Annotated in this window: 10 protein-coding genes; 4 read left to right on the top strand and 6 right to left on the bottom strand. The window is 63.7% G+C overall.

Features of this window, described 5'->3' with window-relative positions:
• Window positions 1-175: 175 nt before the first annotated feature.
• Complete coding sequence (locus tag EJC77_RS10495; protein ID WP_125612365.1) at window positions 176-451, top strand: hypothetical protein; 276 nt, start codon at window positions 176-178, stop codon at window positions 449-451.
• 252 nt (window positions 452-703) lie between these two features.
• Here EJC77_RS10495 and EJC77_RS10490 read toward each other — a convergent pair whose 3' ends face one another.
• The 6 genes from EJC77_RS10490 to EJC77_RS10465 all read right to left on the bottom strand — a co-directional run bounded on the left by EJC77_RS10490 (window position 704) and on the right by EJC77_RS10465 (window position 9,801).
• Window positions 704-2,845, bottom strand: a complete 2,142-nt coding sequence (locus EJC77_RS10490) for an alpha-L-rhamnosidase-related protein (protein ID WP_125612363.1) — start codon at window positions 2,843-2,845, stop codon at window positions 704-706.
• Window positions 2,846-3,120: 275 nt separating this feature from the next.
• On the bottom strand, window positions 3,121-5,406 hold the full coding sequence (locus EJC77_RS10485; protein ID WP_125612361.1) for an alpha-L-rhamnosidase: 2,286 nt from the start codon (window positions 5,404-5,406) through the stop codon (window positions 3,121-3,123).
• Window positions 5,407-5,446: 40 nt separating this feature from the next.
• On the bottom strand, window positions 5,447-6,280 hold the full coding sequence (locus EJC77_RS10480) for a carbohydrate ABC transporter permease (protein ID WP_125612359.1): 834 nt from the start codon (window positions 6,278-6,280) through the stop codon (window positions 5,447-5,449).
• Window positions 6,277-7,215 (bottom strand): carbohydrate ABC transporter permease, encoded by a 939-nt coding sequence (locus EJC77_RS10475; RefSeq protein WP_125612357.1) that lies wholly within the window; start codon window positions 7,213-7,215, stop codon window positions 6,277-6,279. Before EJC77_RS10475 ends, EJC77_RS10480 begins: the two co-directional genes overlap by 4 nt.
• Window positions 7,216-7,332: 117 nt before the next feature.
• Window positions 7,333-8,637, bottom strand: a complete 1,305-nt coding sequence (locus EJC77_RS10470) for an ABC transporter substrate-binding protein (protein ID WP_125612355.1) — start codon at window positions 8,635-8,637, stop codon at window positions 7,333-7,335.
• A 156-nt stretch (window positions 8,638-8,793) separates the two neighbouring features.
• Window positions 8,794-9,801 carry a LacI family DNA-binding transcriptional regulator gene (locus EJC77_RS10465; protein ID WP_125612353.1) on the bottom strand — a complete coding sequence of 336 codons (1,008 nt, stop codon included), beginning with the start codon at window positions 9,799-9,801 and terminating at the stop codon, window positions 8,794-8,796.
• A 123-nt stretch (window positions 9,802-9,924) separates the two neighbouring features.
• On the opposite strand from EJC77_RS10465, the gene EJC77_RS10460 reads away from it, so the two are divergent.
• From EJC77_RS10460 to EJC77_RS10450, 3 genes are all read left to right on the top strand, one after another.
• The gene (locus tag EJC77_RS10460; RefSeq protein ID WP_125612351.1) at window positions 9,925-10,284 is read left to right on the top strand and encodes an L-rhamnose mutarotase; all 360 of its coding nucleotides are present in this window, start codon (window positions 9,925-9,927) and stop codon (window positions 10,282-10,284) included.
• The gene (gene rhaI, locus EJC77_RS10455) at window positions 10,281-11,447 is read left to right on the top strand and encodes an L-rhamnose isomerase (RefSeq protein WP_125612344.1); all 1,167 of its coding nucleotides are present in this window, start codon (window positions 10,281-10,283) and stop codon (window positions 11,445-11,447) included. Before EJC77_RS10460 ends, rhaI begins: the two co-directional genes overlap by 4 nt.
• A gap of 5 nt (window positions 11,448-11,452) precedes the next feature.
• On the top strand, window positions 11,453-12,532 hold a 1,080-nt coding region (locus tag EJC77_RS10450; protein WP_205787124.1), incomplete at its 3' end, for a class II aldolase/adducin family protein.

The raw sequence follows: 12,532 nt of genomic DNA, 5'->3' as shown, positions 1-12,532 counted from the left end.
AATGGTGGGAAAGCGTATTCCCGCAGCCGGTCAGGCCAGTCTAGACGAGCCATCCCGCGCGCGGAAGCTCCTTTCCCCGAGGTTGCGGATCGAATGATCGATGGATCGGGGTGCGGGGCATCCGCACCCCGATCCATCGATCATTCGATCGCCGTTTCCGGCACGGCGCCAGTCAGTGACCGAACGTCTCGGGGTTCAGCGCGGGCGGCGCCCCGGCGTCGAGGGCCGAGATCCCCGCCAGTTCGGCGGCCGTGAGCTCGAAGTCGAAGATGTCGATGTTCTGCCGCTACCGGCGCGGGTCGGCCGATTTCGGCACGACGACGATGCCCAGGGCGTCTGCAAAGTACGACCGGTAGACTTCTTCACCAGAAAGGTGCTCCTTTTGAGCTGGTTGGAACAGTGCGTGAACAACACCATTTTCCTTGTTTCAGGAGCACCTTTCGCCGCTTAAGCACACCCTGGGCGCGACCCCGTCATGAAATCTCGAGGCTAGGCGCTGCACGAAATATTCGCCCGGTGCTTCGCACGCGGAACTCCAGGAGACCCCCGGCTGAGCGGCCCTCCTCAGCTGAGCAAGACCAGGCGGGGACGCTCGGCTGAGCCTGTTGTGTTGCTCGTCACCCTCGGCAACCGGCGGAAGCGTGGCGCCGTTGGGGACTGTCGCATCAGACTGATGAACCAGTGCTGGCGTTCACGGTCAGACTTAGCTTGCAGGACCGGCGGAGTGCTGATGTGGCAGATCGATCGGATAGGCGACGCAGCGTGGCCCGAGAGTTCGGTGCCCCGCCAGTTTCAGCGTGGTTCCTGGCGGAAAGTCGACAGTGACAGTGTCTTTGTCCGCGGTGACAGTGATTTCGCCGCCGGGGATCGGGACCACCGCGGACGCCCAGTCGAGCAGTCCCAAAAATGGGGTCACTTCAAATTCTTTCCATCCATCGGCAAGGGGGCGAATGCCGAGAACGATTTCGGGCAGCATGGCCGCCGGCCCTGAACTCCAGGCATGGCAGAGGCTCTTTCCAAAAGGCCGCCCGTACATTTCGAACTGGTCTCCGTCGACTGTGGCGAACTCTTCCCAGAAAGTCTGCGCTCCAGCGTCGAGCATGCCTCCCCACAGAGTGCGTATCCTCTCAATCGCCGCTTCTTGCTCGCCCGTCCGGGCGAGGCCACGAAGAGCAAACGAGGTCATAAAGGGCGTTCCGACCCGTTCAACAGCAAGAAGGGCGGACCTGATGCCAGGCGTCCCTTCTGGGGTGAGGCCGCTGAGTACGGCGAATGTGTTGGCATGGACAGATGACTTGTTTCCTTCGCCGAAGTACTCACGCCAGAGCCCAGCCTCAGGATCCCAAGCCTCGTCTTTGAGGGTCTGGGCAATCAGGTCAGCGAGGTCGCTCCAGCGTTGGGCCCCATGGTGCCCGGCAATCGCCAAAAGTTCTGCGGCGCTGCAAAGCGCCCAGTACCAGAGGATCTGGAGCGCCGTGAAGGTTTTGGTGGAGTCAACGCTGACCCCCCAATCGATGAAGATTCCGCAGGCCGCGGCACCTTCGAAATTGTCGGGTTCGTCAGCGGGGCGGAAGACTCCGCGGTCATCCGAATAGGCTGCGAGCTTCTGCGTGAATGAGTGGATGTGGTCCTTTTCGCGCAGCAGGTGGGCAGTGTCCCCGAAGTAGCGCTGGTAGGAGAACGCGTTGATCAACCACCAGAGTGAATAGTCCGCGATGCCGTTCACGTAACCGTGGAGCGGCTGGCCCAAGGCGACAAGGCCGTCCCGGGCCACGCCGCCCTCGGCGAAGGTGTAGGCGTTGGAGAGTGTGTTCATAGCCTGGTCACCCATCCACGGCATCCGGTCGCGCTTGATGCCGTCGATCATCAAGTCGTGCATGCACAGCCGAAGGGTGTAGGCGCTGATCGACCAGATCTTGTTCAGCCGTTCATCGGAGCAGATGAATGCCCCACGCCGCGGGACAGGATGGGCGGATGCCTCCACGACGACGTCGCTGACGTTGGCATCGTGAATAGCAAGGTATTTGAAGCCGAGTTCGGTCTTCGTTGTCCACCGGCCGTCCGGCAACTGCCGCAGATCGTGACGCGCCTCGCTCACCTTCGACGCGGCCATTGCTTCCCGAATGGACTCTCCGCTCGAGATCCGGGGGACGCCGGTGCACGAGATGACAGGACGGCCAAGAACCGGGGTCCGCAGTGTGAATAGGTTTCCGTCCAGCTCGGGCCTGAGCGTGACTGTCGGCTCGCGATGTAGGTGAGGGGGAGTACCTTGCACGCTCCTACGTCCCAACGTCGGCCGCCATGGTGTCGAATTCCTGCCATTGTGCCCAGCATGGACTCGCCCTTCCCACGCGGTACCGGCAACGAATGCGCCGTCGTCAGCCACACCGAACGTCGCGGGGCAGTTCTCGGCCGCAAGAACGCGTACCAGGAGGTGTTGGCTGCCCGCCGGTACGGAGACCCAATGAAGTGGGCCGTCCGTCGCAGAGGGCTTCAGCAAGTTGCCATCCACCTGGAACAAAACAGTATCGGGGCAGCGGATCTCCACATCAGCGGCGGCGCCGGTCAGTGGTCTGCGGAACTCGACCTGGCCTTGCAGGTGGCCGTAGTTGGGGGCGTAGTGCACAAACTTGTTCGCTGCGAATCCGTCACTCACCAAGCGGTGTAGGATAGCCAGTTCGTACTGGCCCTGCGCGTATACCCACTCTTCCGAAATTATCGACCCTTCCAGCGTCGACGGCATGTCGGGCAGCGGATCGACGGAATATGCCTGTGCCGCGCGTCGGATGGCTGCAGCAGATGCATTCCGGGGAAGAGACTCCGGCTTGTGTGATGTGGCGTTCATGCTTCCTCCTGATGGACCCGCCTGCTGACTGTATCGTGGAAGGACGGTCTACCATGAGCTGGCCTCGAGTATCGGTGGTGTCTCGAATGCTTGGGCCGGCGGTAGACAAGCCGTTTTCGGCAGGTTCGCGAACGCCGGAATACCAGTCCAGACTTCTCACCTGGTGCGCAGGCCCTGGGGGCATCCGGATCCGAAGTGCCGGGCCTGGATGCCCCCATCACCTATGTCGCCTCGGCCACGCAGGTGGCCTTGAGGTCGGTCTTGGCGTTTCGGGGTTATTTATGGGCATGGGCGACGGCGGCGGGCTGCGAAGGGGTGAAGGGCACCGACACGCTAACCGGACCGCCTGTGAGCGCGCGGTCGTCCTGTCCTGGCAAACGGAGGATGCCTTCGACACCCGACGGCAGGTCGGCATCGATGACGAGCTGACCCTCCGTCAAGACCCACCGCACGGATATGCGGCCGTGTCGAGTCGTGAGTGTCGTTTCGGCTTCGGTCAGCTCGCCGCCGGGTTGAGGTGCGACGAGCACCTTTGCGTATCCGGGGGAGAGGGGCGCGATGCCGCCGATGACCCGATGCATCCAGTCGGCCACCGCGCCGAGTGCGTAGTGGTTGAACGATGTCATTTCGCCCGGGTTGATGGTGCCGTCGGGCAGCATCGAGTCCCAGCGTTCCCAAATGGTGGTGGCTCCCATGGTCACCGGATAGAGCCATGACGGGCACTCACGCTCCAGCAGGAGCCTGTATGCGGTGTCGAGGTGCCCTGTCTTGGTGAGCGCATCGGTGATAAACGGCGTGCCGGCGAAGCCGGTGGAGATCCTGTGTCCGGCCTCCGCGCACAGTTCGGCCAGGCGATCGCCAGCGACGCCATCATCGGAGGCGTCGAGCAGTCCGAACACGATGGCCAGTGCGTAGACGGTGGTGCAGTCGCTGGAGACATGGCCGCCGTCGACGTAGTGTTCGTTGAACGCGGCGCGCAGATCCGCCGCGATCTGGGCAAATTCGGTTTGCTCCGCGTTGCGCCCAAGCACTTCCGCGGCGTCGGCCAGGATGGTCGCCGACCGATACGCGCACGCAGTTGCAACGACCCCGGTGTTGGCCTTGGCCTTCGCCGGTTCCTCCGGCGGGGCATCAGGGTCGAGCCAGTCGCCGAACTGGAAGCCCGTGTCCCAGAGTCCATTCGGTGATAACAGTGACTTCACCCGGCGTACGTGACTGGTCATCGAGTCGAATTGGTTCTCGAGCACCGTTTCATCACCGTAGGCCTCATAGAGGGCCCATGGAACCCAGACGCCGGCGTCGCTCCAGATGGCCGTGGATTCAGTATCGGGGAAGCTGCCGGGGTGTTCAAGGAACTTCAGCACATCGGGTACGACGTAGGGGATGATCCCGTCTTGGTGGGCTTGCTCGAGTGAAAGGTCGCGCAGCCAGTCAGACAGAAAGGAGTCGACGTCGTACAGGAACGCGGCCGTCGGTGCGAACGCCGCAATGTCCCCCGTCCAGCCAAGACGCTCGTCGCGCTGTGGGCAATCGGTGGGCACATCCACGAAGTTGCCTCGCATGCCCCACACCACGTTCTCGTGGAACTGGTTTAACATGGGGTCCGAAGTGCGGAAAGTGCCGATGCGCTCGAGCTCGGAACCGATTGCGACAGCGGTCAGGTCCTCCGGCTTGAGTTCGCCCGGCCAGCCGGTCACCTCGGCGTACCGGAAACCGTGGAAGGTGAAAGTCGGTTCGAATACGTCGGCCGCACCGCTGAGGATGAACCGATCGGTGGCGAGCGCCGTGCGCAGCGGCCGGGTGCCAAGTTCGCCGTGCTCCAGGACCTCGGCGTGCCTGACCGTGACCTCGGAGCCCTCCGCGCCTTGCACGTTGAGTCGCACCCAACCTACGAGGTTCTGGCCGAAGTCGATCAGGGTCTTGCCGGAAGGTGACGTGGTGATCTCCTTCACCGGCAACTTGTTCCAGCGGGAAACGCTGGGGCCGACGTACGGCGTCAGGATGGAGGTGTCGAACTCGAGCGCGTGGACTCCGACCCAGCCCTCGCCCGCGAATCCGGCAGTGAGCCAGGAGCTGTCGCGTCGGCGGGCGTCGATGGTCTGGCCGTCGTAGAGGTCGTTCGCCAGGACTGCACTTGGCCCGGCGGTCCAGCCGGAGTCGGTGGCGATGACTTGGCGGGTGCCGTCGTCGAACTCCACCTCCAACTGGGCAAATGCACCGAGCTCCGAGCCGTAGAAAGACGATCGTCCCGACCAGCCCAGGCGGCCGCGGAACCAGCCGTTGCCCAGCGCCAGGCCGAGGACGCTTGTTTCGTTAAGGAGTTCCGTCACGTCATGGCTTTGGTAACGCAGACGCCACTCGTAGCTGCTCCATCCCGGAGTCAGGAGGTCGTTGGAGACAGGCTGGCCATTGAGCCATGCCTCGACGACGCCTTGCGCGCTGAGCACCAGGGTCGCCTTCCTCACTGCTCCGTGCCCCGTGTCCAGGGTGAATTCACGGCGGAGCAGCGGTGCGCCGTCGAAATCGTGGTCGGGGGCGATCATGCGGGCTTGCCAATTCATGGGGACCTCTCCGTTGCTAGTGGTGGTTGTCATTGCGGGCTTAGCCTTTGACCGCGCCGCTGGTCATGCCGGCGACGATCTGGCGGTTGAAGAAGATGTAGGCGATCAATGGCGGCAGGGTGATGAGGAAGATGGCCATAAACAGCAGATTGTAGAAACTCAGGTTCTGGCCCGAGAATGTGAAGAGTGCCAGCTGCACTGTGACGTTTTGGTCTCCCGGGAGGAAGTAGAGCGGGCCGGCGAAGTCGTTGAAGACGAACACCGACTGGACCACGATCACCGTCACGACAACGGGACGCAGCAGCGGCAGCACCACCTTGAAGAAGAGCCTGATGGGGCCGGCGCCGTCAAGGACCGCCGCCTCGTCAAGTTCGCGAGGGATGTTGCCGATGAATGCCCGGAACAGCAGGATGCAGAACGACAAACCAAAGGTGGCTTCCACCAGAATCATGCCCGGTAAGGTGCCGAACAACTTCAGTCCCTGGAGGACCCAGATGGTAGGCACGACGGCGGGCGGAACAATGAGACCGGCGAGAACGAAGAAGTTGACGACAGGCCCCCACTTGCTCTTCTTGCGGGACAGCACATATCCGGCCATGGCCGAGAGAACGACCATGATGGCGACCGAACAGACGGTCAGGACGGCGCTATTGATGATTGCCCGCCAAATGACGCCGTCGTTCGAGATCAGCGTATCCCAGAAATTCTGGGCGAACTGGAAGTTTGTGGGCCATGAGAACGACAGGTTGGAAGCCTCTGCCGGCGTCTTCGCTGCCTGCAGCAAGACAAAGGCGAAGGGAACCACGAAGACGACCGTGGAGACCAGGATCGCGATAATGCCGGAGATCCAGGCCCGGCTGCGTTGACGGGTCACAATTCCACCGTCTTTCTATTCAGGAAGTAGGAGACGGGGACCATGATCACCGTCACGAGCAGGAACAGCACAACGTTGCCGGCCGTGGAAAGGCCGTAGAACCCTGCTTGGTATTGCTTGTAGATGACGGATGCGAGCACATCGCTCGTGAATCCGGGGCCGCCACCGGTTGTCACCCAGATGATGTCAAACGAGCGCAGACCGCCGATCAGGGAGAGGATGATGACCGTCGCCGTGGCACCCTTGGAGAGCGGGATGGTGATCTGGCGCAGGATCTTCCAGGAACCGGCCCCGTCGATCCGGGCCGCCTCGAAGTATTCGTTCGGAATGGCGACGAACCCTGCCATGAAGATCACGGTGGCAATGCCCACTCCTTTCCAGATGTCGACGCCGGCAATCGAATAGAGCGCGAGGTTCGGGTCGGTGAACCAGCCAGGCTGGGGCAGGCCGAAGAATCCCAGCGCGGCGTTGACCATGCCATGGAACGGATCGAGCAGCGACTTCCACATGATGCCGACGCCGATCGTGGAGATCAGCACCGGGAAGAAGACGAGGGCGCGAAGATAACCGCGGGCGACAATGGGCCCGGTAAGCAGCAATGCCAGGAAGAAACCGATGAGCACCTTCGCACCCGAGGTGATGACGGCATAGACAAGGGTGTGGGTGAAACTCGTGTACAGCTGCGGGTCCTGGAAGAACTGGACGAAGTTGCCGAATCCGATGAACTTCGAGTCGAACAACGACCAGCGCGTCAGAGAGAAGTAGAACGACGAGAAAGTGGGTATGGCGAAGAACACGACATACAGCGCGATCACCGGAATGAAAAACCACGTCGGATAGTGCGACTTGATTGGATGCCGCTTCGTTTTCAGCGGAGGTATTTCTGGTTTGATGTCGGTCACTTGAACTGCGGCCGATGGATTGACAGTCGACATGACTTGCTGACTCCTCGTCGAGATCGTTGCAATGGTGCATTCCGCGGGGCCGGCGAGTTGTCGAACACCGGCCCCGCGGAGAGAGATCTGACGAGTCGCGCCGGACCTCAGGATTGACTACCAGCCAGCGATACCCAGCTGCTGGGCCTGTGCCTTGACATCGTTGTCGTAGAGTGCTGCACCCGCCTTCGCATCCGTGATGCCGGAGCCGACCTGGACCAGGATCTTCTCGAGGTTCGGGCCCTTGATGGGGGAGAGGAACTCCAGGGCCAACCCGGTCTGCTTGGCGTCCTGGTACTTTTGCTCGTCGGCGACCAGCGCCGGTGCGTCGCTGGGGAGCTTGCAGGTGCTGATGGCGAACGGACCGGCAGGAACAGCGGCCGAGTTCTGGATGGCGCAGCCGGCCGGGGAGTTCAGGAAGGCCACGAGTTTCTTGGCGGCCGTGAGCTTGTCACCGGTGGTCGTTTTCGGAATGTATGCGCCACCCGGTTCCCACACGGTGGCCTGCGGCTCGCCGGAATCGGAGGGGATTGCGAAGTAGCCGATGTCGTTGACCTGGCCGGGATTGCTTTGCACCACGTTGCCGATCACCGCGGTGATCATCGGGTACTGGGCCGCTTTTCCCGTTGCGAGCTCCTTCAGTGCGTTCACATTGGTCAGCGACGCATAGTCCTTGTTCATGAGGCCCTTGGCAAAGATCTCCTGCGTGTGCGTGAAGCCGGCCAGTGCCGGCGGGTTCACATACTTGGCCTTGTTGTTGGTGTAATTGTCAGCCCAACTCGGGTCCTGCTTGCTGACATTGGCGAAGTCGGCGAGGACAAAGAGCTGGCTCGTCCAGGTGTCACCGTAGGAGACGAGCACCGGGGTGATCCCGGCCGCCTTGATCTTCTCGCTGTTGCTGATGAACTGGTCCCATGTGGTGGGGACTGTCAGGCCGAGCTTCGCGTAGACCTTCTTGTTGTACATGATCCCGCCATTGAAGGACGTCCCCACGGGCGCCCCGTAGAGGGCCTTTGAGGTACTGACGGTTTTCTTGAAGTCATCGGTGACATCCTTCGCCCAGGCCTCGTCGGTGAGGGGCTGGAGCTGGGTATCGGCGTGGAGCGCCTGGAAGAGGGACCCCGAGTTGTACAGGAACACATCGTCCATCGACCCGGTCGACAGACGCGTCTTGACCAGATTGTCGCCGTCCGTGCCGCCGGGACGGGTGTCGACCTTGACCTTGATCGTCGGGTTCGCCTTTTCGAACCCCGCGGCGAAGTCCTTGGCTGTTTTTGTTGCGGCGGGATCATTGCCGCCGGCCATGAGCGTGATCGTCGTCGTGCCCGAGGCACCCGAGGAGCAGCCAACGAGGGTGGCGCCCAACAGGGCGACGCCACCGAGAGTAGCGGCAATGCGAGTCGCCGTCGTTCGAGAGAACATCTAAGCCTCCTTGAAGTAGCACCATAATCCGAGCATCCGGATCACATTGAATCGGTTCAAAATTGAATCGCTTCAATAAAGCTAAGTGATAAGCAGTCGATAGTCAATAGTGTGGCGAAAATCATGGACCAGTCCCGAGTGTCTCCCGCGTCGGCGCTACCCGTTCGTGCTGGCGCGGACCACCAGTTCGGGTTTGAAGACGACCGAGCGCGGCGTGGTCTGGGGGTCCTCGAGCTGCTCCGCAAGCAGTTCCACGGCCGTTTGGCCGATCAGTGCCGTCGGCTGGCGGATGGAGGTCAGCGCGACCACGGCCGACGCCGCAAAGTCGATGTCGTCGTAGCCCACCAAGGCCACGTCCTCCGGGATGCGCAGGTTGTGCAGCATGGTGATGGACTGCATGACCCCCAGTGCCAGCAGGTCGTTGGCGCAGAACAGCCCGTCCGGGAGGGATTCGCGCTCGCGGCGCACCAGTGCATCGCCGATGGCGCGGCCCGCCAGTACGGTGAGGTCGTCGGCCTGGAGCACTTCCAGCGTGGCTCCCACCACTTCCCCCACGGCGCGAGTGGTGCCGGTCAGGCGGTCCCGCACCTGGTGGAAATGCTGTGGGCCGGCCACAAACGCAATGCGTCGCCGGCCCAGGCCCAGCAAGTGTTTCGTGGCCAGATAGCCGCCGGAAACGTCGTCGACGGAGACGGAGCTGAACGCGCCCTCTCCTGCGGGGCTGTCGACCAGGATGACATGGGTGCCGCGTTCCGCCAGGGCCGTGAGCCGCTGGGTGATGTCGGCAACGGGGGAGATGAGTACGCCCTGTACGCGCTGTTCCTCAAAGAGGTCAATGTAGTGCAGCTCGCGGTGGGAATCGTGGCCACTATTGCCCAGCACAACGGCGTTGCCGCTGTCCGCGGCTGCGTCTTCCGCGGCCCGTGCCAGGGAGGAGAAGAACGGGTTGCCAATGTCCAGCACAATCAACCCAATGGTGCGACTGTGGCCTGCGCGCAGCTGTCGGGCAACGTCGTTGCGAACAAAGCCCAGTGTGGAGATTGAGGCCAGGACACGACTGCGCGTCCTCGGGGCAACTCTCTCGGGGTAGTTGAGCACGTTGGAAACCGTGCCCACGGCCACGCCCGCATGGTTCGCGACGTCCTTGATGCTTGCTGCCCGCATGGATTCTCCCCGTTCCTGTGCCCGGCGACGAGGTGATCATGGCGGGCATGGTTGACATTGCTTCTTCGTCAAGTGTACTTTGAACCGTATCAATGAATCGATTCAAACAAAGGAGCGATCCCATTGCGTGTTTGTTTTCGGTCCGTCGTGGCTCCGAAGTACCTTCCCGAGTACCGGAAGGCGCATGCACAGGTCTGGCCGGAGATGCTGCGGGCCCTCAAGGACGCCGGCTGGAACGACTACACGCTCCATCTCGGCACCGACGGGCTGCTGATCGGCTTCCTCGAGTGCGACGACTTCAACGCCGCGCTGGCGCGCATGGCGCTGACCGACGTCAACGCCCGCTGGCAGGCCGAGATGGCGAAACTGTTCCCCGCCTCGGCGCAAAGGCCCGACGAGGGGTTCATCGTGATGGAAGAAGTGTTCAACCTGGAAGACCAGCTGGCCGCGGCCGGCACTGACAACGAAGGACAGCACAGATGACGGACATGGCAGCGGCGCTCGGCCGCCTCGGCGAGCTGGCCATCGAGGTCCCCTCGTGGGCCTACGGCAACTCGGGCACCCGCTTCAAGGTGTTCGGCACTCCCGGCACGCCGCGCACCGTGCAGGAGAAGATCGCCGACGTGGCCAAGGTGCACGAACTGACCGGCCTGGCCCCGAGCGTGGCCCTGCACATCCCGTGGGACAAGGTCGACGACTACGCCGCACTGAAGGCCCACGCCGAGGGCCTGGGCGTGGGACTGGGCACCATCAACTCCAACACGTTCCAGGACGACGCCTACAAGTTCGGCTCGCTCACGCACGTGGACGCCGCCGTCCGCCGCCAGGCGATCGACCATCACCTCGAGTGCGTCGACGTCATGGACGCCACCGGCTCGCGCGACCTGAAGATCTGGCTGGCCGACGGCACGAACTACCCCGGCCAGGGCGACATCCGCGGCCGCCAGGACCGGCTGGCCGACTCGCTGGCGCAGATCTACGCCAGGCTCGGCGCGAACCAGCGCCTGGTGCTCGAATACAAGTTCTTCGAACCGGCGTTCTACCACACGGACGTTCCGGACTGGGGGACCGCCTACGCCCAGACGCTGGCGCTCGGCGAGAAGGCCGTCGTCTGCCTGGACACCGGCCACCACGCGCCGGGCACCAACATCGAGTTCATCGTGGCCCAGCTGCTGCGCCTCGGCAAGCTGGGCTCGTTCGACTTCAACTCCCGCTTCTACGCCGATGACGACCTGATCGTCGGCGCCGCCGACCCGTTCCAGCTGTTCCGCATCCTGTTCGAGGTGGTCCGTGGCGGCGGCTTCGGGGCGGACTCGCAGGTGGCGCTCATGCTCGACCAGTGCCACAACCTCGAGGAGAAGATCCCCGGCCAGATCCGTTCGGTGCTCAACGTCCAGGAGATGCTGCTCCGGGCGCTGCTCGTGGACCCGACCGCGCTCACGGAGGCGCAGGAGGCCGGCGACGTGCTCGGCGCGAACGGTGTCTTCATGGACGCCTTCTACACCGACGTGCGCCCGGCGCTGGCGCAGTGGCGCGAGGCCCGCGGCCTGCCCGCCGATCCGCTCGCGGCCTACGCCGCCAGCGGCTACCAGAAGAAAATCAACGACGAGCGCGTGGGTGGGACCCAGGCCGGATGGGGAGCATAGGAACCATGGCTGACACAAGAAGTACGACGCCGGCACGCACCGACGGCGGCGCCGTCACCAATCCGGTGGTCGCCGACCTGATTGCCCGGTCGAACCGGCTGGGGGCGGAGAAGCGCATCACGAATTTTGCCGGCGGCAACACCTCTGCCAAGGGGGCGGCCACGGACCCGGTGACGGGGAAGGCTATGGAGTTGTTGTGGGTGAAGGGGTCCGGCGGNTTTGGCAAGGGCGGGGCGGCGCCGTCGATCGATACGGCGATGCACGGCCTGGTGGAGGCGGCGCACGTGGACCACCTGCACCCTGATGCGGGGATCGCGATCGCGACGGCGGCCGATGGGGAGGCGTTGACCGCCACCATTTTCGGTGGCAAGGTCGCCTGGGTGCCGTGGCGGCGCCCGGGCTTCCAGTTGGGCCTGGACATCGCCGCGATCCAGGCGGCGCATCCGGAGGCGGTCGGTGTCATCCTGGGCGGGCACGGCATCACCGCCTGGGGGGCGACCAGTGCCGAGGCGGAGGCCGCCTCGCGCTGGATCATCGACACCGCCGAAGCCTACCTGGCCGAACACGGCAGGGCCGACCCGTTCGGGGCGGCCCTGGACGGGTACGGCGCGCTGCCGGAGGCCGAGCGCCGGGCCAAGGCCGCCGCGCTGGGCCCGGTGATCCGGGGCCTGGCCTCCACGGACCAGGCCATGGTCGGGCACTTCTGTGACGACCCGGCGGTGTTGGCGTTCCTGGCCGGCGCCGAGCATCCGCGCCTGGGCGTGTTGGGCACGTCCTGCCCGGATCATTTCCTGCGCACGAAGGTCAGGCCGCTGATCCTGGACCTGCCGGCGGACGCGCCGGTGGAGGAGTCGCTGGAACGGTTGAAGGAACTGCATCAGCAGTACCGCAAGGATTATGCGGCCTACTATGAGCGCAACGCGACCGGTGATCGAGCCCGTCGAGATCAGGTCGGTGCCGGTGATCGAGCCCGTCGAGATCAGGCCACCGGGGTTTCGACAAGCTCAACCACCGGATGGCCGGCGATGCGCGGGGCGGATCCGGCGATCGTGCTCGTCCCGGGCGTGGGCATGTTCTCCTACGGG

Origin of the sequence: Specibacter cremeus, from assembly GCF_003946885.1 — a bacterium.
In the GTDB taxonomy this organism is placed as follows: Bacteria; Actinomycetota; Actinomycetes; order Actinomycetales; family Micrococcaceae; genus Specibacter; species Specibacter cremeus.
This window is presented reverse-complemented; position numbering and strand designations above follow the sequence as displayed.